Annotated in this window: 29 protein-coding genes and 1 pseudogene; 15 read left to right on the top strand and 15 right to left on the bottom strand. The window is 59.8% G+C overall.

Annotated elements, in window-relative coordinates; genetic code table 11:
• The first annotated feature begins 59 nt into the window (after window positions 1-59).
• Window positions 60-1,100, top strand: a complete 1,041-nt coding sequence (locus ACWNZ1_RS12965) for an alpha/beta hydrolase family protein (RefSeq protein ID WP_256453247.1) — start codon at window positions 60-62, stop codon at window positions 1,098-1,100.
• 123 nt (window positions 1,101-1,223) lie between these two features.
• Here ACWNZ1_RS12965 and ACWNZ1_RS12970 read toward each other — a convergent pair whose 3' ends face one another.
• Window positions 1,224-1,871: a DUF998 domain-containing protein gene (locus ACWNZ1_RS12970; protein WP_256453248.1), complete on the bottom strand. Its 648-nt coding sequence runs from the start codon at window positions 1,869-1,871 to the stop codon at window positions 1,224-1,226.
• Window positions 1,872-1,949: 78 nt separating this feature from the next.
• Complete coding sequence (locus ACWNZ1_RS12975; protein ID WP_135845789.1) at window positions 1,950-2,501, bottom strand: cytochrome b; 552 nt, start codon at window positions 2,499-2,501, stop codon at window positions 1,950-1,952.
• A 191-nt stretch (window positions 2,502-2,692) separates the two neighbouring features.
• Between ACWNZ1_RS12975 and ACWNZ1_RS12980 the strand changes: the two genes are divergently transcribed.
• Genes ACWNZ1_RS12980 through ACWNZ1_RS12990 form a run of 3 tightly spaced genes read left to right on the top strand, consistent with a single transcriptional unit; the run spans window position 2,693 to window position 5,512 of the window.
• The gene (locus ACWNZ1_RS12980) at window positions 2,693-3,370 is read left to right on the top strand and encodes a thermostable hemolysin (protein WP_256453249.1); all 678 of its coding nucleotides are present in this window, start codon (window positions 2,693-2,695) and stop codon (window positions 3,368-3,370) included.
• Window positions 3,360-4,841, top strand: a complete 1,482-nt coding sequence (locus ACWNZ1_RS12985) for an AMP-binding protein (protein WP_135845791.1) — start codon at window positions 3,360-3,362, stop codon at window positions 4,839-4,841. Before ACWNZ1_RS12980 ends, ACWNZ1_RS12985 begins: the two co-directional genes overlap by 11 nt.
• Window positions 4,838-5,512, top strand: a complete 675-nt coding sequence (locus tag ACWNZ1_RS12990) for a TenA family transcriptional regulator (RefSeq protein ID WP_256453250.1) — start codon at window positions 4,838-4,840, stop codon at window positions 5,510-5,512. The genes ACWNZ1_RS12985 and ACWNZ1_RS12990 overlap by 4 nt, the downstream gene beginning before the upstream one ends.
• Here ACWNZ1_RS12990 and ACWNZ1_RS12995 read toward each other — a convergent pair.
• Window positions 5,433-5,612, bottom strand: coding sequence for a hypothetical protein (locus tag ACWNZ1_RS12995; RefSeq protein ID WP_406550183.1), 180 nt, complete (start codon window positions 5,610-5,612; stop codon window positions 5,433-5,435). The genes ACWNZ1_RS12990 and ACWNZ1_RS12995 overlap by 80 nt on opposite strands.
• Here ACWNZ1_RS12995 and ACWNZ1_RS13000 point away from each other — a divergent pair.
• From ACWNZ1_RS13000 to ACWNZ1_RS13025, 6 genes are all read left to right on the top strand, one after another.
• Window positions 5,526-6,308, top strand: a complete 783-nt coding sequence (locus tag ACWNZ1_RS13000) for an SDR family oxidoreductase (protein ID WP_406550184.1) — start codon at window positions 5,526-5,528, stop codon at window positions 6,306-6,308. The two genes, ACWNZ1_RS12995 and ACWNZ1_RS13000, sit on opposite strands and share 87 nt — an antisense overlap.
• Window positions 6,305-6,949: a tetratricopeptide repeat protein gene (locus ACWNZ1_RS13005; protein ID WP_256453251.1), complete on the top strand. Its 645-nt coding sequence runs from the start codon at window positions 6,305-6,307 to the stop codon at window positions 6,947-6,949. The genes ACWNZ1_RS13000 and ACWNZ1_RS13005 overlap by 4 nt, the downstream gene beginning before the upstream one ends.
• A 12-nt stretch (window positions 6,950-6,961) precedes the next feature.
• Complete coding sequence (locus tag ACWNZ1_RS13010; RefSeq protein ID WP_135845795.1) at window positions 6,962-7,624, top strand: response regulator; 663 nt, start codon at window positions 6,962-6,964, stop codon at window positions 7,622-7,624.
• Window positions 7,621-8,988, top strand: coding sequence for an ATP-binding protein (locus ACWNZ1_RS13015; RefSeq protein WP_456027681.1), 1,368 nt, complete (start codon window positions 7,621-7,623; stop codon window positions 8,986-8,988). Before ACWNZ1_RS13010 ends, ACWNZ1_RS13015 begins: the two co-directional genes overlap by 4 nt.
• Before the next feature lie 152 nt (window positions 8,989-9,140).
• The gene (locus ACWNZ1_RS13020; RefSeq protein ID WP_456027682.1) at window positions 9,141-9,317 is read left to right on the top strand and encodes a DUF2986 domain-containing protein; all 177 of its coding nucleotides are present in this window, start codon (window positions 9,141-9,143) and stop codon (window positions 9,315-9,317) included.
• Between the two features lie 328 nt (window positions 9,318-9,645).
• Window positions 9,646-10,515 (top strand): AraC family transcriptional regulator, encoded by an 870-nt coding sequence (locus ACWNZ1_RS13025; RefSeq protein WP_256453253.1) that lies wholly within the window; start codon window positions 9,646-9,648, stop codon window positions 10,513-10,515.
• Between the two features lie 75 nt (window positions 10,516-10,590).
• Here the strand turns inward: ACWNZ1_RS13025 and ACWNZ1_RS13030 are convergent, their stop codons facing one another.
• Entirely contained in the window at window positions 10,591-11,601 is a 1,011-nt protein-coding gene (locus tag ACWNZ1_RS13030; protein WP_456027683.1) for an aldo/keto reductase, read from the bottom strand.
• 92 nt (window positions 11,602-11,693) lie between these two features.
• Between ACWNZ1_RS13030 and ACWNZ1_RS13035 the strand changes: the two genes are divergently transcribed.
• The gene (locus tag ACWNZ1_RS13035; RefSeq protein WP_135845800.1) at window positions 11,694-12,596 is read left to right on the top strand and encodes a LysR family transcriptional regulator; all 903 of its coding nucleotides are present in this window, start codon (window positions 11,694-11,696) and stop codon (window positions 12,594-12,596) included.
• Window positions 12,597-12,703: 107 nt separating this feature from the next.
• Here ACWNZ1_RS13035 and ACWNZ1_RS13040 read toward each other — a convergent pair whose 3' ends face one another.
• On the bottom strand, window positions 12,704-13,045 hold the full coding sequence (locus ACWNZ1_RS13040) for a YajG family lipoprotein (RefSeq protein ID WP_256453255.1): 342 nt from the start codon (window positions 13,043-13,045) through the stop codon (window positions 12,704-12,706).
• A 204-nt stretch (window positions 13,046-13,249) separates the two neighbouring features.
• Here ACWNZ1_RS13040 and ACWNZ1_RS13045 point away from each other — a divergent pair, with 204 nt between their 5' ends.
• Window positions 13,250-13,489 carry a hypothetical protein gene (locus ACWNZ1_RS13045; protein WP_256453256.1) on the top strand — a complete coding sequence of 80 codons (240 nt, stop codon included), beginning with the start codon at window positions 13,250-13,252 and terminating at the stop codon, window positions 13,487-13,489.
• Window positions 13,490-13,691: 202 nt separating this feature from the next.
• Here ACWNZ1_RS13045 and ACWNZ1_RS13050 read toward each other — a convergent pair.
• The 4 genes and pseudogenes from ACWNZ1_RS13050 to ACWNZ1_RS13065 all read right to left on the bottom strand — a co-directional run.
• A pseudogene (locus tag ACWNZ1_RS13050) lies at window positions 13,692-13,895 on the bottom strand (hypothetical protein); the annotation flags it as partial.
• Between the two features lie 98 nt (window positions 13,896-13,993).
• Complete coding sequence (locus ACWNZ1_RS13055; RefSeq protein WP_135845803.1) at window positions 13,994-14,434, bottom strand: HIT family protein; 441 nt, start codon at window positions 14,432-14,434, stop codon at window positions 13,994-13,996.
• An 86-nt stretch (window positions 14,435-14,520) separates the two neighbouring features.
• Complete coding sequence (locus ACWNZ1_RS13060) at window positions 14,521-14,730, bottom strand: hypothetical protein (protein ID WP_135845804.1); 210 nt, start codon at window positions 14,728-14,730, stop codon at window positions 14,521-14,523.
• A 188-nt stretch (window positions 14,731-14,918) separates the two neighbouring features.
• Window positions 14,919-15,266, bottom strand: a complete 348-nt coding sequence (locus ACWNZ1_RS13065) for a carboxymuconolactone decarboxylase family protein (RefSeq protein WP_135845805.1) — start codon at window positions 15,264-15,266, stop codon at window positions 14,919-14,921.
• A 110-nt stretch (window positions 15,267-15,376) separates the two neighbouring features.
• On the opposite strand from ACWNZ1_RS13065, the gene ACWNZ1_RS13070 reads away from it, so the two are divergent.
• On the top strand, window positions 15,377-16,282 hold the full coding sequence (locus tag ACWNZ1_RS13070; protein WP_135845806.1) for an AraC family transcriptional regulator: 906 nt from the start codon (window positions 15,377-15,379) through the stop codon (window positions 16,280-16,282).
• A 15-nt stretch (window positions 16,283-16,297) separates the two neighbouring features.
• Here ACWNZ1_RS13070 and ACWNZ1_RS13075 read toward each other — a convergent pair whose 3' ends face one another.
• The 6 genes from ACWNZ1_RS13075 to ACWNZ1_RS13100 all read right to left on the bottom strand — a co-directional run bounded on the left by ACWNZ1_RS13075 (window position 16,298) and on the right by ACWNZ1_RS13100 (window position 23,450).
• On the bottom strand, window positions 16,298-17,209 hold the full coding sequence (locus ACWNZ1_RS13075) for a LysR family transcriptional regulator (RefSeq protein WP_135845807.1): 912 nt from the start codon (window positions 17,207-17,209) through the stop codon (window positions 16,298-16,300).
• The gene (locus tag ACWNZ1_RS13080) at window positions 17,209-18,129 is read right to left on the bottom strand and encodes a LysR family transcriptional regulator (RefSeq protein WP_265073101.1); all 921 of its coding nucleotides are present in this window, start codon (window positions 18,127-18,129) and stop codon (window positions 17,209-17,211) included. Before ACWNZ1_RS13080 ends, ACWNZ1_RS13075 begins: the two co-directional genes overlap by 1 nt.
• Before the next feature lie 87 nt (window positions 18,130-18,216).
• Window positions 18,217-18,846, bottom strand: a complete 630-nt coding sequence (locus ACWNZ1_RS13085; protein WP_256453259.1) for a glutathione S-transferase family protein — start codon at window positions 18,844-18,846, stop codon at window positions 18,217-18,219.
• A gap of 151 nt (window positions 18,847-18,997) precedes the next feature.
• A complete protein-coding gene (locus ACWNZ1_RS13090; RefSeq protein WP_456027684.1) occupies window positions 18,998-21,052 on the bottom strand; it encodes a 2Fe-2S iron-sulfur cluster-binding protein in 2,055 nt (684 codons plus the stop codon).
• Window positions 21,053-21,288: 236 nt separating this feature from the next.
• On the bottom strand, window positions 21,289-21,627 hold the full coding sequence (locus ACWNZ1_RS13095) for a response regulator (RefSeq protein WP_238346638.1): 339 nt from the start codon (window positions 21,625-21,627) through the stop codon (window positions 21,289-21,291).
• A 20-nt stretch (window positions 21,628-21,647) separates the two neighbouring features.
• The gene (locus ACWNZ1_RS13100) at window positions 21,648-23,450 is read right to left on the bottom strand and encodes a PAS domain S-box protein (protein WP_456027685.1); all 1,803 of its coding nucleotides are present in this window, start codon (window positions 23,448-23,450) and stop codon (window positions 21,648-21,650) included.
• A gap of 526 nt (window positions 23,451-23,976) precedes the next feature.
• On the opposite strand from ACWNZ1_RS13100, the gene ACWNZ1_RS13105 reads away from it, so the two are divergent.
• Both ACWNZ1_RS13105 and ACWNZ1_RS13110 read left to right on the top strand, forming a co-directional pair.
• Window positions 23,977-24,627 carry a response regulator gene (locus ACWNZ1_RS13105; RefSeq protein WP_265073102.1) on the top strand — a complete coding sequence of 217 codons (651 nt, stop codon included), beginning with the start codon at window positions 23,977-23,979 and terminating at the stop codon, window positions 24,625-24,627.
• 370 nt (window positions 24,628-24,997) lie between these two features.
• Complete coding sequence (locus tag ACWNZ1_RS13110) at window positions 24,998-25,513, top strand: hypothetical protein (protein ID WP_456027686.1); 516 nt, start codon at window positions 24,998-25,000, stop codon at window positions 25,511-25,513.
• Window positions 25,514-25,639 lie beyond the last annotated feature (126 nt).

Raw genomic sequence — 25,639 nt, forward strand, 5'->3', positions numbered from 1 at the left:
TCCACCCGAGACGCGTGAGTTAAGATGATGAACCGATCCAATCAAGGAAGATCACGATATTGAAAACAGCTCTCGGCGCACTGCTCCTGATCTGCCTGACCACCCGCGCATTCGCAGACAATAGCCCTATCGGCTTCCAGGCTTCTACGCTGCCAGACCCGCATAATGACCGCCCGCTGGAAATGGTGGTCTGGTATCCCAGTGCAACCACCGCCACACCGCAGTTGATCGCCGACAATCCGGTGTTTGTCAGTGCCCTGGCCGTGCGCAACGCACCACCGGCTGCTGGCGAGCATCCATTGGTGGTGCTCTCCCACGGTTACGGGGGAAATTGGCGAAACCAGACGTGGCTGGCCAGTGCATTGGCCCATAAGGGTTACATCGTCGCGGCGGTCAACCACCCCGGCACCACCAGCCAGGACCGCAGCCCTCAAGCCGCGGCGCAGTTATGGCGGCGGCCCGCCGACCTCAGCCGCGCCATCGACGCGGTCATGGCTCAGCCGGAACAATTTGGTGTGGTCGCAAAACCTCGAATTGCAGCAGTGGGCCATTCACTTGGCGGCTGGACCATCCTGGAAATCGCCGGCGCACGTTTCGATCCCAACCGTTTTGCCCAGGACTGCCAGGCCCACCCGAAGTTGGCCAGTTGCACCGTTTACCAACTGATGAACCCCGAAGGCAGCGCAGAATCGAAGGCACGGATGGGCGCTGATTTGAGCGACAAACGCGTCACCGCCGTTGTTTCATTGGACCTGGGCCTGTCACGCGGGCTGACCGATGCGAGCCTTGCGGCGCTGCCGGTCCCGGCACTGGTGATTGCGGCGGGTGTGCCGTCTAAGGAGCTTCCCGCGCAGATGGAGTCGGCAAACTTGGCCAAACGCCTGCCCCCAGCGTCGACGCGCTACGTCGAGATCAGCGATGCCAGCCATTTCAGTTTCATGGCGCAGTGCAAACCCGGCGGGGCGGCGTTGATCGAAGAGAACACGCCAGGCGATGGCATGATTTGCGCGGATGGCGACGGCGCTCGCCCACGTGACGTGATCCAGCAACAGATTGCCTCGCTGGTCAGCGAGTTTCTGGCGGGGCCACCGCCCCACTGAAGGGGATGATTTTATTAACGGTTGCACGTCGAGGTTGCCGGTGGTCGCCAAGGTTGCCGCCGGAACCGCTGTCGCGCCAGTGCAACCTGTCAGCTCAACTGACTGGGAGTGACAGCTGTGCAGTTAGCAGACGCTCACTGCAACACCTGGATTATCTTCATCGCGTAAGGCAACGACCGCCAACGACGCAATCCAGATCACCGAAACCCCGTAATTGAGCCGCTGGTACAGGCCGAACAAGCGACCGTCGGCCAATGCCGTCGCCATCAGCATAACGGTCACGATGGCCAGGATGACGCAGATCGCCGAGAACATGGCGAACCTGGACGACAGCAGCCGCTTGCCGACAAGCGTCCACAATACCCCCGCCAGGGTAAGCGAGATGAACATCACCAACCCCGCAAGATTGTGGTTCTGCTGCGAGACCGACGGTTGAACCGGCGCACAGCCCTGATCGCAGGAAAAATAGCCGGTCGCGAAGCTTGCCAAACCATGGACGAGAATCAGTGCTGCGCTAATCAAGGCCAACCGCGATGCCTTGAACCGCCGCGCCACGCCTATGGCGAAGAGCACGAACATCACACCCAGCGGAAAATTGTTCACCCAGGCAGAGAAGCCGTGGGTGGGCGCTCCCAGAGCACCCAGTTGGCTCATGGCTTGATCCAGATGGCTATAGCCCGGATAGGCTCGCGCAGTCAGCGCAACCCCCAAAAACAGCCAGAGCGGAATAAGTAACCCCACTCCCAGCAAAGCCCGATCCATGGTTTTCATGTTGCAACGCTCCCTGTTGTTGTGATGTCCGTTTACACGTGAAGCGAAATCCGCTTGCTACCAAGCAGCATTCTCCCTTCAAGATCGATTTCGTCTCGGCAATAACCGCGCAAGGGTATCATCACCCACCCAATAATGATGGAACAAACCGGCCGCCGCATGCAGGCCGATCAACCAGTAACCGCTGGTGCCGAGCAGCTCATGCCAATACTTCAACTGCTTGGCCAGGTCAGGATCCACCGTCACGGGAGCCGGCAGGAAAAAGCCGAAATACGGCATCGGTTTGCCCCCGGCGGCCAGCATCAGCCAAGCCAGCACCGGGGTCGCGATCATCAGGCCATACAGCGCCAGGTGCATCAGGTGCGCAAGGCCGGTCTGCCAGGTCGGTGGCGCGGGCGTGATGGGCGGGCGCGGCGTGAGGCGTCCTAACAGGCGAACCCATACCAGCGCAAAGATGCTCAGGCCGAACACCCCGTGCAACCCTAGAAACAGACTTCGCGCGTTGCTGCCACGGGGCAGCAAGCCTTTGATCTCGATGCACGCGTACACGCCGACAAACAGCACGAGCATCAGCCAATGCAAAGTCATCGACAATTTTCCATAACGGTTTACGGCAATATCGCGGGTCATAGCGCGCCTCGTGAAAGTTAGAGCGACCGTCGAATCATTCGACTGCCTCGATCCTGGAGTTGCGAATCGACGTCGCCAGCCTGCCGTTAAAGTCTTAAGGCAATCTGAAGAGCGAGTTTCTTCACCTTCAGACTTCGTTAAGAAATGCCTCGGATACTCCTCCCCAATCCATTAAGGGAGGCGTTCTGCCCATGCCCATTGTCAACTGGAACATCCCCCTGCCCTTGCACTTCGGCCAAGCCGAGGCGCCGCAGATGATCCTGTCCGCAGCCCTGCCGGACGACGTGCAGCGGCCGTCGTTCGAAGCGTTTATCCAGCAGCGTTTTCGCAAGGCCCACGGCGCCGACATCCGGCATTTCATGCCGCAGCTGTTTGGCTTGAGCAACGCTGACCACGGGCTCTGTGCCGTGGCCGGGGTGCGCATGGCCAATGACGAATCCCTGTTTCTGGAGCGCTACCTGGACGAGCCGATCGAGCCCCTGATCGGCGCCGCCGCGGGGCATCCGGTGGATCGCGCCGGGATCGTCGAAGTCGGCAACCTTGCCGCCAGCGACACCGGCAGCGCTCGGCTGAGCATCATCGCCATCACTTATCTATTGGCCATGGGTGGCCTGGAATGGGTGGCCTTCACCGGCAACATCGGCTTGGTCAACAGCTTCCACCGGCTCGGCTTGAAACCCGTGACGTTGTGCGCCGCCGACCCGGCGCGGTTGGGCGATGAACGCCACAGCTGGGGCAGCTACTACGAAAGTAAACCCTGGGTACACGTGGGCAATATCCGCGCAGGTTTCATTCACTTGCGCAACATCGGCCTGTTCACCCGACTGGGCTTGCCAGCCTCCCTGGAGGACACCTGTCATGTCGCCTGAACTGCAGCGCTTCCGGCAAACCCTGCGTAGCCATGCCGAGCGCCACACCCGGCGCATCGCGCTGTGGGGTGATCAGCTGAAACTCGATTACGCCACACTGTACGCCGAGGTGGTGTACCGCCAGCAACGTCTGCGCGATGAACAGGTATCCGTCATCGCGTTGGCGCTGGACAACGGCGTCGAAGCGATGCTCTGGGACCTGGCGGCACTGTTCGAAGGCCTGGCCTGTGTGACCTTGCCGCCCTTTTTCAGCCCGACCCAACGTGCCCACTGCCTGGAGCAAAGCCAGGCGGAACGGGTCGTTGCCGAACCGGAGTTGGCCGCCGAATTGCTCGCCGCCGGCTATGAAAAAAATGGCGAGTTCTGGCATCGCACATTCACCGGACCGAACCGGATGCCCGCCGGCACCGCCAAGCTGACCTTTACTTCAGGCACCACGGGCACCCCCAAGGGGGTATGCCTGAGTGCCGAAAGCCTGCTGCGGGTCGCGCGCGAGCTCGATCACGCCAGCAAACCCGCCGACCCGCAGCATCACCTGGCGCTGTTGCCGCTGGCGATCCTGCTGGAAAACCTCGGCTGCTATGCGGCGCTGTATGCCGGCGCCACGCTGAGCGTACCGAGCCAGAAAAGCCTCGGCATCCAGGGTGCCAGCGGTGTCGACACTCCGCGCCTGCTCGCGTGTTTGGCCAGTCGTGCCCCCGAGAGCCTGATTCTGGTACCACAGCTCTTGCAGATACTGGTCAGCGCCGCCGAACAGAAAGCGTTCGCCCCGCACAAATTGCGCTTTGCCGCCGTGGGGGGCGCGCGGGTCTCAGAGAGCCTGTTGCACCGCGCCAAAAGCGTCGGCCTGGCGGTCTACGAGGGTTACGGCCTGTCCGAATGCGCCTCGGTGGTCTGCCTCAATCGCCCCGATGCACAGCGTCCGGGCAGTGTCGGCAAGCCCCTGCCCCATATCCAGATACGCCTGGCCGAAGACGGCGAAGTGCTGATCAAGGGGTCGACCCTGCTCGGCTACCTGGGTGATGCCCCTTTCGCCGAGGCTTGGTGGCCCAGCGGGGACCTGGGTGAATTCGACGCGGATGGTTTTCTTTACCTCAAGGGCCGCAAAAAACACCAGTTCGTCACCAGCTATGGGCGCAACGTCAACCCGGAATGGGTCGAGGCCGAACTGACCCAGCGTCGACACATCGCCCAAGCCTTTGTCTACGGCGAAGCGCTGCCGCGCAATCATGCCCTGCTGTGGCCTCACCGCCCGGATTGCACCGACGCAGAACTGACCGCCGCCGTGGCCGAGGCCAACGAGACCTTGCCCGATTATGCCCAGGTGCATCGCTGGACACGCCTGCCCCACCCCTTCACCGCCGCCAACGGCCTGTTGACCGCCAATGGCCGCCCGCGACGCGACGCCATCGTCGCGCTGTACCGCGTGCAACTGACTGAATCCGCCCATTTCGAGGAATCCGCATCATGATGTTTTTCGACACCCTGCAAGAAGCCACGAAAGAAGAACGCCACGAACTGTTCAACTTGCCGATCATCCGTGACGCCCTCGACGGCAAGGTCAGCCTGGAGAGCTACCGGGCGTTTCTCGTCGAAGCTTATTACCACGTGCGCCACACCGTGCCACTGATGATGGCCTGCGGCGCGCGCCTGCCCGCTCACCTTGAATGGCTGCGTAAAGCGGTGTGCGAGTACATCGATGAAGAATACGGCCACGAACAATGGGTCCTCGACGATATCGTCGCCTGCGGCGGTGATCGCAATGCCGTGCGCAACGGCCAGCCTTCGTTGCCGATAGAGCTGATGGTCAGTTTTCTCTACGACCTGATCGCCCGGGGCAACCCAGTGGGGCTGTTCGGCATGGTCAACGTGCTGGAAGGCACCAGTATCGCCCTGGCCACCCACGCGGCGGACAGCATCCGTGAGCACTTGGCGTTGCCGGCCAGCGCCTTCAGCTACTTGAGCTCCCACGGATCCCTCGACATCGGGCACATGCAGACCTATCGCGGCCTGATGAACGAACTCGACGACCCGGAGGATCAAGCGGCGGTAATCCACGCCTCTAAAGTGGTGTACCGGCTCTATACCGACATGTTCCGGGGTTTACCGCGGGACACGGAGGCTCACCATGCAACTGCGTGACGCCCGCGTGGTATTGACCGGCGCCAGCGGCGGCATCGGCCAGGCCATCGCCGCTGCACTGTGCGCCGCCGGGGCCAGGGTATTGGCCGTGGCGCGAGATCAGCAATCGCTGCTGCCACTGCTGGCGCGCTATCCACAGAACCTATGCTGTGTGGCCGCTGACCTGACGTCACCCGGCGACCGCCGCAAGATCCTCGCCGCCGCCACTGCCCTTGACGGCGTCAACCTGCTGATCAACGCAGCGGGAATCAACCACTTCGCCATGCTCGAACAGCTGGATGACAGTGACGTCAACGCGATGCTGGCGGTGAATATCGGTGCGCCGATTTGTCTGACCAAACTGCTGCTGCCGCTGCTCAAGCAAGCCGACAGCGCCATGGTGGTCAACGTGGGCTCAACCTATGGCTCCATCGGCTACCCCGGCTACGCCAGTTATTGTGCCAGCAAGTTTGCCTTGCGCGGCTTTTCCGAAGCCCTGCGCCGGGAACTGGCGGACACCCGGGTCGGCGTCCTCTACGTCGCCCCCCGCGCCACCCGCACCTCGATGAACAGCCCGGCGGCCCAGGCGCTGAACGATGCACTCAAAGCCAACGTCGATGATCCGCAAGCGGTGGCCAACGCAGTGACCCACGCCATCGCCGGTGACCGTCGCGATCTTTACCTGGGCTGGCCGGAGCGCTTTTTCGTGCGCCTCAACAGCCTGCTGCCGAACCTGGTGGACCGTGGCCTGCGCAAGCAATTGCCGCTGATCCGTCGCCTGAGTCACAAACCTGAAAACGAGCACCTGAAACCATGAAAAAATTTCTCGCCGGCCTGATGATCGTCGCCATGGGCCAAAGCGCCTGGGCGCTGGATACCACTGACCAGCAACGCCTCGTCGGCATCCAGCAAAGCTGGGCGCACATTCAATATGAGTTGCCGGAAAAACAACGCGAGGCTGCGTTCGAGCAGTTGGCGACGCAAGCCTCGACATTCACCCGTGAACGCCCGGAGCTGGCCGAAGCCTGGATCTGGTCGGGCATCGTCACCAGCAGTTGGGCCGGTGCCCAGGGCGGGCTTGGCGCCTTGAGCAAAGTCAAAGAGGCCAGGACCGACCTGGAAAAAGCCCTGGTCCTCGACCCGAAAGCCCTGCAAGGCTCGGCCTATACCAGCCTTGCGGCGCTGTATGACCGGGTGCCCGGCTGGCCGATCGGTTTCGGTGATGCCGACAAAGCCGAGCAGTTGCTCAAACAGGCGCTGCAACTCAACCCCGACGGTATCGACAGCCTGTACTTCTGGGGTGATCACCTTTACCGTCAGAAACGCTACGCTGAAGCCCAAGGCGCCCTGCAGAAAGCCCTCAATGCCGCGCCACGCCCCGGACGTGAACAGGCCGATGCCGGGCGTCGCAAGGAAATCCAGGCACTCTTGATTGAAGTGAACAAAAAACTCAACTGACTAGGAGTCCGTGTGCGTGTACTACTGATCGAGGATGACGTGGCCCTGGGCGAAGGCATCCATCAGGCCCTGGGGCGCGAAGGCTACACCGTCGACTGGCTCAAGGACGGCAAAAGCGCCTTGCACGCGCTGCTCAGCGAAACCTTTGACCTGGCCGTGCTCGACCTCGGCCTGCCGCGCATGGACGGGCTGGAAGTGCTTCAGCGCCTGCGCGCCAGCGGTTCCAACCTACCGGTGCTGATCCTCACCGCCCGCGATGCGACCGAAGACCGCATCGCCGGGCTGGACGCCGGTGCCGACGACTACTTGGTCAAACCGTTTGACCTGGCCGAACTCAAGGCCCGCTTGCGCGCCCTGCTACGGCGCAGTGCCGGGCGCGCACAAATGCTGATCGAACACGCCGGCATCAGCCTCAACCCTGGCACACAGCAGGTCAGCTATCTCGGTAAGCCCGTGGTGTTGACGCCCAAGGAATATCAGTTGCTGCACGAATTGCTCTCGCCCCCCGGCCGCGTCATGACCCGCGATCACCTCATGCAACTGTTGTACGGCTGGAGTGAAGAAGCCGAGAGCAACACCCTTGAGGTGCATATCCACCACCTGCGCAAGAAGTTCTCCAGCGAGCTGATCCGCACCGTGCGCGGCGTGGGGTATCTGGTGGAGGAACATCGATGACTTCGATTCGCCGCCGTACGCTGACCCTGATCATCGGCCTGATGCTCGCAGGGCTCGCGGTGATCAGCGTGCTCAACCTGCACGACAGCAATCATGAAATCGCCGAGGTCTACGACGCGCAACTGGCACAAAACGCCCGCCTGCTCCAAGGCGTGATGCACATGCCGATGGCGAGCCAGGCCCACGCCGACCTGTATCGGGCGTTCAACACCGCATTGGGCGAGGCAGCGCCACGAACCGACGGCCATCCTTACGAAAGCAAAATCGCCTTCCAGGTATGGAACGCCCAGGGCGAAGTGCTGGTGCATACCGCCAGCGCCCCCTCCTTCCGCACACCGCCGACCGAACCCGGTTTCAGCGATGTGGTGGATTTAAACAACCGCCACTGGCGAGCCTTTGTCCTCAAGGACAAACAGAACGGCCTGAACATCTGGGTCGGTGAACGCGATGACGTACGGGCGGACTTGGTCGATCGCATCGTGCGCCATACCCTGTGGCCGAACATATTGGGCAGCCTGATCCTGGCAGCGATGGTCTGGCTGGCCATCGGCTGGGGTCTCAAGCCGTTGGCCGACATGGCGGCCACCCTGCGCGCGCGCCACAGCGGCTCGCTGGAGCCGCTGCAACTGACACCCCTGCCCAGCGAACTGGAACCGATGCAAGCGGCGCTCAACCGCATGCTTGCGCAAATCCAGGACGTGCTCGAACGCGAACGGCGCTTCATCGCCGATGCCGCCCACGAACTGCGTACCCCCCTGGCCGTGCTGCGGGTACATGCGCAAAACCTGCTGGAGGCCGGCACCGAACATGAGCGCCGCGAATCACTTGAACACCTGATCGCCGGCGTTGACCGGGCCAGCCGGCTGGTCAATCAACTGCTGACCATGGCTCGGATCGAACCGAAGACAGGAGCACGCATCCCTCCCCTTATCGACCTGGCCGCTACCGTCCGGGAAAGCCTGGTTCAACTGACACCCTGGCTCCTGAGCAAGGGACTTGAACTGGTGTTCGATGTCAGCGACGACATCGAGCCGGTCAGGGTGGACCCGGCCGACATCAACATTGCCTTGAACAATCTGGTGACCAACGCCGCCAACTTCTCCCCCGCCCAGGGGCAGATTACGGTGCGTCTGGCCAAAGCAGGCAACCATTATGAGTTATCGGTCGAGGACGAAGGCCCGGGCATCGATGAGTCCGAGTCCAATCGGCTCCTCGAACGCTTTTACAGCCGCGGCAATGACCAAGGCGCCGGATTGGGCCTGGCCATCGTAAAAGCCATCGCCGATCGGTTGGGAGGACAAGTCAGGTTGGAAAATCGCAGCCCGACGGGGACGCGTGCGACGCTAGTGCTGGGCCGTGTCTGAAACCGATTGATCGCGCTGGGCGGCCAGTCAAACCAGGACGAGTCAACTCAACCTCGGCTTTCCTGCGATAGCCGAACAGGTTCGTTGCTCAAAGGACAGCAATCAGCCGGAACCTCTGTCATCATCCAAGACTTCAAAGCCGAGTAGAAAACATGAATCGTCGTAAAAAAATAAAACAGTTGCTCCAAGCACACGCTAAAAAGGCCAGTGCCAAATTGGCACCGCCAAAGAAGGACAAATACATCAGTAAAGCGGACCGTTTGAAACTGGCTACCGAGCCCAGCCAAGACTCAACCATTTCCTCCGAAAGCGCGGACGTCACGCGATAAAATTGCACGTTGACCCAGTCCGCTTCGTCCTGCTCAGGACTTAGCAGAACAATGCGTCTGGCTGAAGACCTCATCCTGCAGCCAGTATCTGACGCACCGCCTTACGTTATGTCTACCTGTTGCAGTGAGTGCAATCCTTCCAGAGGCAGGTGAACACCTGCGGTTTTGCTTGGAAAATTCGGCGCGAAAGTTGGTTACCATGGCAACTCGAGACAGCGCAAGCTGGCAGGCCTGCTACAAGCGCATGGGATTATCAGCAAACGCGGCTAGGCACGCTCCTCCCGCTATAGTCGATTCTATTGCGACCGTACTTCCAAGAGCCTTTCCAGTGTCTGACATGCCGACCCACTTCGCCTACACAAAACGCTTCAACGCCGTACTCGCCTATATCGATGACAACCTCGAAGGCGACCTGTCGGTGAAGACGCTGAGCCAAGTGGCGAATTTCTCGGCATTTCACTTCCATCGCCAGTTCACCGCGTTCGTCGGCGTGCCGGTCTCACGTTATGTGCAACTGATGCGGCTACGACGCGCGGCACATCGCCTCGCCGCCCTGCCCGATTACTCGGTACTGGACGCCGCATCCGGTGCTGGTTTTGAAAGTCCCGAGGCATTTTGCAGGGCGTTCAGGCGCTCGCTCGGTATGACACCCAGTGCGTTCCGCAAGGAACCGAACTGGCAGGTCTGGAACTCGGTGTTCGCAATTCCTCACTTTTCCAGGACTATCATCATGCAAGTACAAATCGTGGAGTTCCCTGAAGTCAGGGTAGCAACGCTCGAGCACTGCGGCCCCCCCGGGCTCGTCAATGAGAGCGTGCGCCAGTTCATCGAGTGGCGTATGCAGAGCGGCCAGTCGCCGGTGGCATCGAGTCGCTCCTTTGGCATTCCCTACGGCAACCCCGATACGACACCTCCACAAGCATTCCGCTTCGCCATCTGCGGCGAGATTCACGAGGCCGTGGTGCCAAATGAATTCGGCGTGCATGAAACCGTCATTCCTGGCGGTCGCTGCGCCGTGGTGCGGCACGTAGGGTCACCGGATCACATCGGCGAAACGATCTATCCGATTTACCGCGACTGGCTGCCTGCCAGTGGAGAGGAACTGCGTGACCAGCCGCTGTTCTTCCATTACCTGAGCGTCTATCCCGAGACACCGCAGGATCAATGGCAGACCGATGTGTATGTTCCGCTGCAATAACGGAGCAAGCAGCCTTCGACCCTGAGGTGACGTTGGCGAGTGTCCGCTCAGGGTCGTCGACCTCGATCAAATCGGTCAGGCGGCGGCGCCCGGGACATTGGTTCCCATGCCCGCCGGCAGGAACGGTCGAATCTCCTCGATTTCCGCAGCACTGAGGCGCCACTGCGAACCTGCAATCAGCCCATCCACTTGTGCGGGACGGCGGGCGCCGACAATGGCGCCCGTTACAGCCGGCTGACGAAGTACCCAGGCGATGGCGACTGCCGCGGCGCCGACCCCATGCCGTTCGCCAATGCGTGCCATGACGTCCACCAATGCCAGGTTTGCGCTCAAACGGGGCTCCTGGAAGTCAGCACTTCGGGCTTTGCGCCAATCGTCTTCGGGCAGTTGCGAGATGCGCTCGCGGGTCATGCTGCCGGAAAGCAGCCCCGATTGAAGCGTGGAATAGGCCAGGACCCCCATCCCGGCCTGCTCGCAGAATGGCAGGACGTCCTTCTCGATATCGCGCATCAACGCGGAGTATGGCGGCTGGAGCGAAACAATCTCGGTGACCGCCTGGGCTCGTTTGAGTTGAGCAACGTCGAAATTCGAGACACCGATCGCGCGAATTTTTCCCTGGTCACGGGCCGTTGCCAAAGCCGAAAGCGCCATTTCAATACCTTCGCTGCTGGCGTCGGCCGGAAAAGCGGGCCAGTGGATCTGATAGAGATCGATGGCCTCGACTTGAAGCCGGCGCAAACTGGCATCGACTTCGGCGAGCAACGATTGGGGCGCCAGCGAGTGCGCAATCGCCTTCGTGACCGGATCCCAGACCAAGCTGCCTTTGGTGAACACCAAAGGACGTCGCGAGGCCGGCACCCGCCGCAACAATTGCCCGACTAACTGCTCGGCATGGCCCAAGCCATAAACCGCAGCGGTATCGATCCAGTTCACCCCACGTTCGATGGCATATTCCAGTGCGTCCAGACTGTCGTTGTCATCCTGCGCGCCCCAACTGTATTCCCAACCGGTGCCGGCAATGGCCCACGTTCCCAGGCCAATCGGCGAAATCAGGAACTGCGATGAGCCAAGACGATTCTTTTGCATAGCGACCTCTCCACGAATGATGGAGGCAGTATCCGGGAGCAATCTGATGAAGATAAGATAGGTAATCTTCTTTGAACTACTGAACAAAATTCATGAGTCAGCACCCCGACCTCTCTGAACTCGATGCCTTTGCCGCCGTCGCTCGCCATCGCAGCTTTCGCAAGGCCGCCGACGAACGTGGCGTCTCGGCTTCGGCGTTGAGTCACGCGATGCGCGCGCTGGAAACACGCCTGGGCGTCAGGCTACTGAACCGGACCACGCGTAGCGTGACCCCGACCGAGGCCGGCCAGCAGCTTTTGGCAACGCTGGCGCCGACCCTGCACCAGGTTGCCGAGGCCTTGGCGCAATTGACCTCGATGCAGGCAGTGCCCGTCGGCAAACTACGCCTCAACGTGGCACGTCCGGCGGCGCGCATTGTGTTTGCGCAAGTGCTCGCGCCCTTCGTGGCCAGGTATCCACGCATTCAGCTGGAGCTGATCACCGATGATGGCTTGACCGATATCGTCAACGACGGGTTCGACGCGGGAGTCCGCTTTGGGGAAAACCTGGCCGGCGACATGATCGCAGTGCCTGTCGGCGCCCCCCAGTCATTCGTCACCGTTGCCGCACCGAGCTATCTAGCCGCGAAAGGGGTCGCACAAGTACCCCGCGACCTGCTCGATCATGCGTGCATTGCCAGGCGTTTTCCCAGCGGCAAACTGTACGCTTGGGAGTATCAGGCCGAGGGTCAGCCGATACGCTTATCCGTCACCGGCCCGCTCATCCTGGAAGACGATGGGCTGATGATCCAAGCCGCGAAAGATGGCGCTGGAATAGCCTACGTCTACGAGGCACTGGCGCGCGACGACATCCGCCGCGGGCATCTCAGAGAAATACTCCAGGATTGGAAAGCCCCACCGAGCCGCTTCTTTGTGTATTACTCCAGCCGACGCCACGTGCCACCGGCCTTGAAAGCGCTCATCGAATTCATCAGGGCAGACGACTCGCGAATCTGATCCAAGCAGACAAAAAAAAGCCCCGCAACCGAATACGGTGCGGGGCAAGGAATTGGTTGGTTGCGGCCAACCAAAGGAGCACGGTGAAAAACGTTTACGGGCCGGGGTCAGATGCAGTCCTGTGCGGCGCGGCCAAAACTCGAAGGCAGCAGGTTCGAAGCCAGCAGATGCCGCTCATAGATGAATACCTTGCCCCCGTTGCCAGACTTGTAGGCTTCCAGCACGTTGTCCGCAGAGATTTTGCTCGGCACCACGATCCGGTAGCTGCGCTGGGTCTGCGAGACCATTGGGTTCAATGCGCTGCCCTGCAATTTCGGCACGACACATTCGGCGTATTGGGCCGGTGTCTTGCTGGTCTGCAAGGTCAGGGTCGGGTCGTTCGGCACGGAGGCGCAACCGGCGAGCGACAGCGAGGCAAACGTCATGAGAAGCACAAATAAAGAGCGCATCGATCTATCCTGAAAACAAAGGGTTCGGTCATCAAGCGCCCAGATGTCTGGGGCGACGTGTTCGATGGAGGTGATTTTCCACCGATCTCCGACAAAGCAGAACTTACGTTGCGTAATGGTCACTATCACCTCTAGCGATAGTTACGCGCCGTGAAGACAGATACACACTAAGATCACCACTAAAAAAATGATGAGGACTTTTCCTTGAGAACGTTTGATCTGATCCGCGATGCTGTCTTGCCCGACTTTCGTGACCGCGTGGCCGAGTACCTGGTCCAGTACGAAACCGTGCTGTTAAGCGAGAACGCCCCCGACCCGGAACTGGCGCGGGCCACCGCCAACCAGTTGCGCGGTTATTTGCGTGGGCTGAACACCACGCGGGTATTGGGCATGGCGGATTGGGAGGAGCTGGATCGGCGGGTGGTCAATACGTGGCTCGAGTAATCAGCCTTGGAGGTGCTTGGAGCGCTAGCGAGTCGATGTGCCTGGACAAGCGATTATTTCAGGCTCTACATCAAGGAGGACCTGATGATGCCGCAAGCAACTCATGGTCGCGAAAGGCAAATTGATCTCGCCCCAAAACGCCTCTCCCTATCAGCAATATTCGAGACACAGCCGAGGGGCCGGCGCCCCCTCGGCGCGCCCATCATCCAGCATCCGCCGCAGCGACCCCCCGTCGAAAATCCTCGACCAACGCCTCGACGTTCTCCAGCCCTACATGCAAGCGCACCACCGGATTCAACGCCCGATCTGCTGCGCTGTCGCGATCCCCGGTATCCGCAACGGTTCTCATACCCACCCCACGAATCCCCAACCCAAACAACTGGCACGCCGGGCTTATGAACTGATCAGGAATCATCAGGGCATGGAAACCGAATGCTCGCCAGGAATGTGGCTACGCCAGCCCCCGGCAAGTCAACGCCAGTCCCTGGACTTTCGCGGCGGGATTCAAGAGCGCTTGATGCGCTCTACCAAACGCGCCTGCAGAACTTTGAGCGCCTCAGGGTCGGCCTTTCCTCTTCCATGCTCCCCAGGTGCTTCACCCTCCCAGCGCGGGATGATGTGCACATGAATGTGGTAGACCGTTTGCCCGGCCACAGCGCCATTGAATTGCGCGACCTGCACGCCGTCCGGCTCCAATTCATCCACGATGACGCGAGTGAGCCGCTGCACGGCCGACATCATCGCCCCGAGCGTAGCGGGTTCGACATCCAGAATATTGCGGGCCTGGGAGGCTTTGGGGATCACCAGGACGTGACCGCGGGATTGAGGAAAAATATCCAGGAAGGCCATGACGTCGGCGTCTTCATAAATCTTGTAGCACGGCGCTTCGCCCCGAAGGATCAGCGCAAAAATGTTCTGCGAATCGTACTGGCCGTGGAGGCTCATGATCAGTCCCTTAAAAGTGCTTCTAGACAAGTTGGCTGCCAGCAAGCTGGCATCGACCGATCAAACGGTTTAGCACAAACCTGTCCTTAACGCCCAGCCCAGCGAAACACTTCGCTCCAGAAGCTTGCCGTGATCCCTCGCCCCTGGCGCAGATTCCGTGATCCCAACTCTGCAGACTCGCTGGCTAAGGCGCCCATCAGTTGCGGCAGCAAAAACCCACTTTCGTACTCGCTGTGGGTTACGTTCAAAGACTCTGGCCAAGGGCTGTCGGCGCAGGCATGGAGGGTGTCGTTCATGAGGAATCTCCTGGTGGATAGAGAACGCTGCCCAGGCCTGAGAAGGTCCGTTGCGTCTGGGGTCAGTTTCGTCGGCAGGCAGGGTTTAGAGAAGGATCAGGGACCGCATGACTTAATTGCATGGCATGAAACAATGAGTTGAAAAGCCCCGGCACCTTGCGGCGCCTGGGGCCAGATGTGGCGTGCAATCACGCCGGTCTGTTCAATGCGTCATAGGCTTCAAGCGAACGCAGCGAGTAAATGTACGCAGCCCCCGCATTCAGCGAGATCGCGGTGGCCAGGGCTGCGGTCACTTCCTCGCGGCTTGCACCGGCTTTGATCGCCGAGTCCGTGTGCGCGGCGATGCAACCGTCGCAGCGGGTGGTGACAGCGATGGCGATCGAGATCAACTCGCGCGTCTTCGCATCGAGCACGTTGTTCTCGCTGGTGGCCTCACCAAGGGCCATGTAGGCCTTGACCATTTTCGGGTTGCTCTTGCCCAGTGCGCCGAAGGCTTTCTGAATAGTGGGCAATAATTCGGACCAGTTATTGAACATGGCATTAACTCCTGAGTGGGTTGGGTGTACTGTTTCGACGCACTCAGTTTTTCACCCTGGCGCAGCTCGGGTTTGTTCAATCCACTCAGTTTTTTTTGCGAAACGCTCAAATGAATGCGATCGATAAACTCATCAGTCTGGCCAATGTGCGCGGCAGCCTGGATCTGCGTTGTCAGTTCCAGGGCGATTGGGCTGTGGATCATGAGCAGCAAGCGCTGGGCAAAGCGCCCTATCACATCGTGTTGGCAGGAGAATGCCGGGTAGAGTTTCCCGACGGGCAGCGTTTACCCATGCGTGCAGGCGACATTCTGCTGCTGCCTCGTGGGGCCCGGCACCTCATGCACAGCCCTGGAAAGACAGTAGCGCCAACCACCCCAGACATCGTCCCGGGGAGCATGCTGCCGATACATCACATCGGTGGCGCCAGCCCGGAGCTGGACATGCTCTGTGGTGGCTTTCACTTCAACCGCGCCTCCCTGCTGTTTGCGTCCCTGCCCGAATACCTGGTGATTCCCAGCGGCGCCTTGCCGGCCAATGGGCCACTACCAGCGTTGGTCGAGGTCATTCGAGGGGAAGCGGACGGGGATAAGGTCGGCGCTCGGTTTTTGCTCGACGCGCTTTCCCAGGCGTTGTTCACCCTGATTCTGCGCGCGCACCTGGCAAACCATGGCCAGGACAGCGGCTCGTTGGCCCTGCTGGGCGATAAACGTTTGGGCCGGGCCTGGCAGGCGATGCTGGCGGACCCTGCGCACGAGTGGACGATTCAAGGCCTGGCCGAGACCGCGAACATGTCCCGCGCATCCTTCATGCGGGCATTCGTTCAAGTGGCCGGGGTATCACCGTGGGTATTGCTGACGCAAGTACGCATGGAGCTGGCGTTCGGTTTGCTGAGCCATTCACATCTCGGCTTGAGCGACATCGCAGTGCAGGTGGGTTACCAATCCCAGGCGGCGTTCAGCAAGAAATTCAAGGATATCTATGGCCAAGCACCCGGAAGAGTGCGGCGCGCAATTTGAAACTGACTGGGCTCCTTAGCAGACATCAGGCCTCATGGCCGGATGCTCGCGCAGCCGTTCAACAATGTAATCGACGAAACTGCGCACGCGCATTGGAGCTTTACGTCTCTCACGGTAAACCACTTGGACTGGCGTCGAGGGCGGTTCATAGGGCTGCAAGACCCTGCGCAATCGTCCGCTGTTCAAATAATCGTACAACGGATAGCTCACACAACGCGTCACCCCTGCCCCATGCGTCGCGGCATCGATGGCCGACTGTAATGTCGCGCAACTGAGTCGCGTGCGAGCCCTGATGTTGCTTGGCTCGCCCTGCATTTGGAAAGACCATTGAACCCTGTCCTGATTGGCTTGCGTGGCGATCAGTCGATGATTGCGCAAATCCTGCGGCACGACGGGTTCACCATGAGCAGCCAGATACGCCGGGCTGGCGCAAACGATCGAGCGAACATTGCCGACAGCTCGTGCGATCAATGCAGAACTGGGCAAATGCCCCACCAGCACGGCCACATCCAAGCCTTCCTCATTCATGTTCGCAATACGATCATGGTACTGCGCGAACACCCTTATCTCGGGGTACAGATCCATGTAATCGGCCAGCAGCGGAGCCATGACATAGCGACTGAAGAGCAACGGCAACAGCACCGTCAGACTGCCCTGCGCCTGGACATGCAAGCCCTGGGCGCAGGCTTCGGCCTCATCGACCTCTTTGAGGATACGTGAACAATCGGCCATGAATGCCGCACCGGCTTCAGTCAGCAGCACCCCACGAGTGCTTCGCGACAGTAATTGGACGCCGAGTCGGGCCTCCAACCGAGCAATGGCACGCACGACGGTCGGGCCGGATACGTTAAGGCGCTGGGCGGCTGACGCGAGGCTCGGGCTTTGCGAAATCGCGTGGAACATCAGCATTTCATGGTGGCGTCCCATCAGCCAACGCCCTTGCCGAGCGATTTGAGCGTCACGTCGGCCCCGAGCCGATCAGCGAGAAAGTCGACGAAGGTACGCACCTTGGCAGGCACCCGATTGCTCTTCTGATACACCACATGAATCGGCAGCGCCGGCAGCTCAAAATCTTCGAGCACCACTTCCAGCGATCCGTCAGCGACGTGCCTGGCCACCTGATAGGACAATACCCGCGTGATTCCCCAGCCCAGGCACGCAATATTGATCGCGGCCTGATTGGCGGTAACCACCAGGCGCGGATCAAACCGTAAACTCAATGGCTTGGCGCCATCCATGAATTGCCAATCGCTCAGCAAGTGACTGGCCGAAGACATCACGATCTTGGCTGTGTTCAACTCTGCCGGGTGCCGTGGCCTTGCGTGCCGCTCGAAATATTCGGGCGCGGCGCATATCACCTGACGTACTTCGCCGACCTTGATGGCGTGCTGAGCGTTATCGTGCAAATGACCAATGCGTATCGCCACATCGATCCCTTCGTCAGCCATGTTCACCACTCGATCGACCAATAATGCGTTGAGATGCACCGAAGGAAATTGATCAAGGTAATCCGTCAGCAGTGGCGCCACGTACAGTTCGCCAAACAGGACCGGTGCCGTGACGGTCAGGTATCCGCACGGTATCAGGTAGCTGCCGGCGGCGGCCTCCTCCGCTTCTTCGAGCTCGCCGAGAATCCGCCGGCAATCTTCCAGGTAGCGTTGCCCCGCTTCGGTCAGGTGCACATTGCGGGTGGTCCTGGATAACAGCTGGGTGCCGATCCTTTCTTCCATTGCAGCGACGGCTCGCGTCACACTCGGAGGGGAAATATGCAAGCGACGGGCTGCCGCGGCAAACCCCTCTTCCTCGGCAACCGCCATAAAAACCTGCATTTCCTGAAAGCGATCCATGGGCGATCCCGTTTTGGTGGAGCAGCTACCGCGCGGCGTAATGGGGCTTGCCGCAAGATGCTTCACGGCAAGCCCCAGCGGCTTGAATCAAGCGTGTTGCAAGCCCTTGGCAGTCCGTTGCATGCCAACGAAATTCGGCAACGCTTCAATGCTGCCCAGCCACGCACGGACATGCGGATAGTCGGTCAACGCGACATTGCCCTCCGGGGCGTGCGCCACGTAGGTGTATGCGGCAACGTCGGCGATAGTCGGTTTGTCAGCCGCCAGGAAAGCACTTTGCCCCAACTCGCTCTCCATGACTTTCAGCAAGGCGTGGGAACGATTGATAGCATCCTCGGCGTTATAGCCCGCGCCAAACACTGTGATCAATCGCGCGTTGGCGGGGCCCGAGTTGATCTGCCCAGCGGCCACCGAAAGCCAGCGCTGAACCCTGGCTTGAGCGAGCGGGTCACTCGGCAACCATTGGCCATTGCCATACTTTGCCGCGAGGTAAACCAGGATCGCGTTGGAGTCCGCCAGGACGGTGCCGTTGTCATCGATCACCGGTACCTGACCAAACCGGTTGATGGCCAGGAACTCGGGGGTCTTGTGCTCACCCTTCATCAGGTCCACGAATATCAGTTCGGTCGGCAGGCCGAGCAGCGAGAGCATCAACTCGACGCGATGGGCGTGACCAGACAACGGATGGCGATAGAGCTTGATCGCTTTCTGAGACATGACGTACTCCATGTTGTTTTTTGGGGTCGAGGCGGGAATCGCGTCGATGGCGCTATCCTCCCCTCCTATCCCAAACAGCGGAATCACCAGCTTTTACAATCCAGCATTCCACTATTTGAAATAGTCAGCGGCCGGTCGGTTTGACGCTCTCTCAAACCTCCAGCACCAACGTCTCACTGCCCTGGGCCGGCACCGCGCAGCAGATCAGCACCTCATCTTCGGTCAAAGGCTCCGCCGGGCTATTGAGGTAATGCACCTGACCGCGTTTCAACCGGGTTTTACAGGTGCCACAGGAGCCGCCGCGGCAACTGAACTCAGGGCTCAAGCCGCGCGCCTCCGCCAGCTCGAGCAAGGTGCCACTGCCGGGCTCCCAGCGCGCTTCCTTGCCGGAGGTGGCGAACAAGACCTTCACCGCTTCGCTCGCCGCCGGCGTTTGCGGTGTCGCTGGCATGCTGACTTCGGCGTCGCGGACAAGCGTCGACGGGCCAAAGGTCTCGGCGTGGATACGATCATCAGGAATGCGCAATTTACGCAGTCCGTCATACAGCGCCTGGGTAAAGCTGCCCGGTCCACACAAGTAGTAGTCGTAGTCATCGAGGGGCAGCAACTGCTTGAGCAACCCCACGTCAATCCGGCCCGTCGCGTCGTAGCCCTCGCCTGCCGGCGCCTCGGCGGGCGGTTGGCTGACCATGCGCAGTATCCGCAGCTTGTCACCGGCGCGGGCCGCCAACTCATTGAGCTCGTCACGAAACGCCAGGTCAGCCACCGAGCGCGCGCTTTGCACCAGCCAGACCGGGCGCATGCGGCTGATGCGCTGCCCTTGGTAAACCACCTCGCGCAACATCGACAGCAGCGGCGTAATGCCGACGCCGGCGGCCAGGAGTACCAACGGACGCCGTTCGGTGGGCTGGACGGTGAAATGCCCCTGGGGCGCTCGCGCTTCAATCTCGTGGGCCACCTGAATCTGCTCATGCAGGTGCGAAGACACCGAGCCGTCGCGCTTGACGCTGATGCGCAGGAAGTCATCCGACGGCGCGCTGGAGACGCTATAGGTTCGAATCAACGGTGCGTGTTGTCCTTCCAGCAAGACCCGCACAGGCAGATGCTGGCCGGCTTCAAAACGGGGTAAGCCAGCACCGTCAGCCGCTTGCAGATAGAAAGAGCGAATATTGTGGCTTTCATCCACCACGCGTTCGACCCGCAGTGGCCGCCAATGGCTACGCACGGCTTCGGCCTGCAAGCGCTCGGCGGCTTGTTCCCAACTGCCGGTCATCAATGAATTGGGCGAGTCCCCTTCGGCCTGATCTTTCCAGCGCAAGGGAATCGCCGCCGGGCGATAGACAATACGCTGCGGCGTGAAGCGCATCAGCCGCTCGGCGCCTTGGAACGCGGTGATTTGCGGGTCGTCCAGCAGCACTTGCGCCGAACCGCTCATGTGCAGGAGGTCGCCGCTCTGGAAATCGACGAACACCAGTCCTGCACGCGGGTTCAGCAGGATGTTGCCCAGGGTGTTGAAGAACAGGTTTCCGGAAAAATCCGGAATGGTCAGCGTCCCGTCCTCGTCCATGCGCACAAACCCCGGCTTACCGCCACGATGGGACGCATCAACCTGGCGCTCGCCGTCGCGAACCACATAGGTGGCGATATAAAACGAGTCGGCGGCCGTGACCAGGCGACGTACCAACGGGTCTGTCGGGGCCAACTGAACAGGCTCGGCGGCCTGCTCTTCGACAAAGCGATACTGGCGCAGATTGATGTAGCGCGGGCAGTTGCCATAGGCCTGACTCACTGAAATCTCCAGGCCGTCGTCCAGTTGACGGCGCACATTGCCGTTCATGCGGTTACGTCGACGGGTGTGCAACTCGATACCCAACATACCGATGGCATCCCCCTCGCCCATGCCCTCCTGGGCCGGGTCGCTGGGCTGTGGCTTGAGATCGATGCGCAAGGTTTGCGGGTCGGGCGACTGCATGAAGCCGGGCTGCCCGGTGCGCAGGGTCGCCCACACGTCGCCTTCCCGATCCACGGTACCCAACACCACGAAGGGCAACTGGGCGTAGAACTCCCGGTGCTGATCCGGCATCCAGGTGCGGGCCAATTGCCGCTGGCCAACGCTGGCCATCATGTCGACCGCGCCGACAGAGCGCTGCAATGTCAGCTCACCTTCATGCCAGGGCGAGGATGGTGGTTTCGAGGCTTCGTTCATCAGCTACTCCTCGCGCCCGCCGCATTGCAGCCTGGGCCAGTGCGCTACGATTAGGGAAGCTGCGCTACGTCTCTTGCCGAGGCATGCAGTGCAGGTGAGGCCATCTTCTTCCCAAAGCGTCTTCGCAGGAATACGCACAAACTGCAATCCACCGTTTCATAAAATGAAATGGCGGCTTCCAGAGCGGTTGACGGGGAAATCCAAGGCCCGGTAGCGACCCCTTTTGGAGCTGGAGGTCAGCGCCTCAGTGCAAGCGCGACTTTTTGCTGCAAGGCGCTTTGCGAAAACGGCTTGTGCAGGACCAGGTGCTGGGCGAAATCGCTCGGCAGCCCGCTGGCGCCGTATCCGGTGCTGAATACCATTGGGATGCCGCGATCGCGGAGAATTTCGGCAACCGGGAAAACACGCTCGCCCGCCAGGTTAACGTCCAGGATCGCCAGGTCAATTTCCGCCGAGCTGGCTATTTCAAGGGCCGTGACGAGCCGGGCCACTGACGCCACTACTTCACACCCGAACTCATCGAGCATTTCCTCGATCATCATGGCAATCGCGCCTTCGTCCTCGACCACGAGCACCCTGACTCCAGCGAATGGGCTCATGCCCCGGACGCGCCGATCAGAAACGAGAACCGGCAGAAAATGCCCAGCGGGACGAAGTTGAGCTCAAATTTCCCACCCAAATCGCGCTCGATGCAGCGTTTCATCAGACGAGACCCCAGCCCTTCTCGTTTTGGCGGTGACACCGCAGGCCCTCCGTGCTCGCGCCAGTCCAGGGTCAGCAACGCTCCGTCCGGTTGAGGTTGCACCGTCCAGGTCACTGACAGCGTGCCCGTCTCGACAGACATCGCTCCGTATTTAAGCGCATTGATTGCCAGTTCATTGAGGGTCATCGTGAGATTGAGCGCGATCCGGGTGCTGACGTCGACTGAAGCACCCTGGACGTTGATACGACTGGGCTCATGGCCGAATACCGGCATCAGCACTTCCTGGGCAAGGGAATCCAGGGGTGTATGGCCCCAATGCCGCCTCGTCAAAAGATCATGGGCGCGGGACAACGCCAGAAGCCTGGCTTCAAAACGGTAGTAACCGTCTTTAGCGTCCTCGGCGTTGCGCGCCGTTTGCGCCGCCAGGGATTGCACCGTGGCCAGGGTGTTCTTGACCCGATGATTAAGCTCGTCAATCAGGGTCTTGTGCCGGTTTTCCGCCTGTTTTCGCTCGGTGATATCGACCAGCATATTGATCGCCCCCACCAAATTGCCGTCACCATCATGCAGCGGTGTGGGATACGGAACAAAGGGGACACGGGTGCCGTCCGGCCGCTCGGCGATCGCCTCGACACCGCGAATCGGCCGGTTTTCCTTCAAGGCCACCGCCATCGGGCACTCGTCATGGGGAAGCGGGGTTTCGTCCGTGTTGAACAGTTTCCAGGTCACGCACCACATTTCACCCAACTGAGGTGTGCGACCTGACAACTCGACAGCCGCGCGATTGTAGAAGGTGATGCGGCCCTCCGCGTCGGTGGTATAAACCGCGGCGGGCAACGCCTCGAGAAGGTTACGCATATGCCGCTCGCTCTCGCGAACCTGGCTTTCCATCCGCTGGGCGATGCTGACGTCGATCGTGAAACAGCGGGTGTTGAAGAGCTTGCCTTCTTCGAACCGTCCATTGGAGGTGATCGCAACATGCTTGATCGAACCGTCTTTGGCCCTTAGGCGCGCCGGATAACTTTCCAGACAGTCGCCGCTGCCGAGTTTATTGAGGATGTCACCAATAACCGGCGCATCTACATGAAACTCCGTAATGTGGCGCCCCAAATACTCTTGCGCCGAATACCCCAGCAGCGCCAACTCAGCCTTGTTGGCACGCAGGATGATTCCGTCACCACTGACGATGTGAAGGCCCACTGCGCTGTTTTCGAAAAAGTCCTCAAGCTCGGCACTCTTGCACCGAAGCTCTTCGGCCATGGCATGGTGCGCCGAGACGTCTTGAAAGCAATTGATCGCGCCTTGGATCGCCCCCTCTCGATCTTTAAGTGCGCGGATGTTCATCAGAGCCACGAACCGCGAGCCATCCGGGCGCTGGATGAGGACTTCCTGATTGCGCGTCGCAACGCCCCCATCAAGTGCCAAGGCCGTCGGGCAATGTTCAAAAGCCAGCGGTGTACCGTCTGTCAAATAAAGTCGATGCGAGCCGCAGAAACGATCACCGCTCTCCCCCAATGCCGGGGTTCTCCCCCACAGCTCGGCGGCCTCGCTGTTGTACCGGACGAGCCAGCCTTGGCGATCACAGAGATACACTGCACCCGGAATGGCCTCGAGCGCGCTTGTTCCTATGGAAACCAAACTGTCGTACTCGCTCAGGGTAAACGTTTCCCTGGCAAGCTCTTCAACATTCGACATCAATCAATCCTCAATCCGCCTGGCTGAAACGTCCCTGCTGTCTGTCGACCGAAAAATTATCATCCTGAGTCAGCGATCCCAGCTCGGATTAACCCCATTGAATGCGGGTACGGATATTTTTAAAAACTGCAGTGCTGAACTCTTGATCCTGATTCGCTTTGCTAGTTCATAAAAACCCCGCGCCTCGTAACCGTTAGTTCTCACACCCAGGCCCGTCGGGGCGTTTCGAGGACGGTTGCGCCCCTGATCACCGTCGGGATTTTCCTGCCGCGCTGCTCGCCAATGGCTGCATTGCATCAGAGCCCGAAACCTTCAGCCCGTTGGCGTCGTCCTCCAGCGGGCACAGCCACAAACCAGGCAAACGAAGCCCCCGACCGTCGACCTCAATGGGCGCTGATCAGCCTGGCTATTCTTTTGCGTCATAGTCGTGACGGCATGCCCACACAAATGGTTGTTTCAAACCTGAAACCCGCGTTTCCAGTTTAGGTTACGATGAGCAAACGAGAAGATCAGGAGGATCTTGAGCATGACGTGCAGGGTAATAGTGGCCGATGACCACCCACTGTTTCGCGAAGGGATGCTGAAAACCATAGAACGACTTCTACCGACGGCGTCCATAGAACAAGCCGGCAACCTTGATGAGGTATTGGCGCTCGCGCGGTCGGGTGCGGAAGTGGACTCGCTGATTCTTGATTTGCGCTTCCCCGGTATCAAATCGCTGCAGGTCATAGGGCATTTGCGCAACGAGTTCAAACGCACCTCAATCATTGTGGTTTCAATGATTGACGACATCGACATTATTTCCCAGGTGATGTCACTGGGTGCAGACGGTTTTATTGGAAAGAATATCGACCCCGTCGGCATAGCCGAAGCCATCATGGCAATTCGCGAAGGCGAAGTGATCGTCAGGTACCACTCGGAAAATTCGATCCTGGACGACTTGCAGTCGGCGTCGCTTACTCAACTGACCGCGCGCCAGCGCCAAGTGCTGGGCTTGGTGGCTGATGGCAAGACCAATAAGGAAATCGCCAAGGCACTTGGCATTTCACCTTTCACGGTTCGCATCCATGTTTCAAGCTTGCTCAAAGCCCTGGGAGTCCCGACCCGCGCGGCCGCCGCCGCACAACTCTCCAACTATCCCAGCAGTGGCGCCTGGCCAGAAAAAAACAAACCGTAGATGGGTCGGCCTTGAGCCTGTCTCCCTACAAAGCAACGGTATAAAAATATAAGTGTAATGGTCAAAAAGTTATATACAGCGTCATCCTCGCTAACCTGCTCACCGCCATAGCACACTTGTGCTATGGCCTGCTCCAGCTTTTACACTCTACTCTGTGAGTGCTCTATTAAGGCTGACGCGAGCAGTCCAAATACTTAGACAATAAATGAGCCATACGCCGGGCAGGCGACCGCGCGTATCGATGCTTTGTGGCTTGCGGGCCCTATTGGGTTAAACAGATCGATTGGCTGCGCAACGCTGGGCCAACTTCACCGCTTGTTCGGTCGAAGAATGGAACGGTCCTGAAAACAATCACTCAAGGTAAGTCTCTATGTCCTTCAATCATGGAAAAACACTAAAAAATGGAATAGCGCTGTGCGTGCTGGCTGGACTCATCAGCGGCTGTACAAACACGGGCGACTTAATGAATTCCTTGAACTCGTTGAATTCCTTGAGCGCCTTGAACTCAGGCGCCAAGAAATTCGATGTCACTTATCTAAAACAGACGATTTATCCCGGCAAGACGACCAAAACTCAGATTACCCAAATGTTCGGCGCCCCCTCGACTCAAGAACTCAACTCGACAAGTACCAGCAACGAGTCGAATTGGACTTACGCCAAGCAAGAAGAGGGTCTCGACAGGTATATGAAGTTGGCTAACAAATATGTGTCGGACGAGACGCGCATGAAGATGTATGACGCATCGGCACAAATCGCCAAAGTGCAAAAGGTGGCCAGTGACGTCAGCAGTGCAACCGGCACCAACACGTCCCAGGGCCAGGCCCAGGGGACGGTACTGACGATCTATTTCGTCGACGATGTGGTGAAATATTACCGAGTCTATTAAGGTTCAAGACAACTCGCCGACTCGGCATGCCCACTGGCCTGATCGGCCTGGTGGATAGCCGAGTCGGCCTGATTCACCCTTTCCCAGTACCTGCGCTCAATCCACCCGGTCATAAGGTTGAAGGTC

It is taken from the genome of Pseudomonas sp. CFBP 5748 (assembly GCF_053850495.1).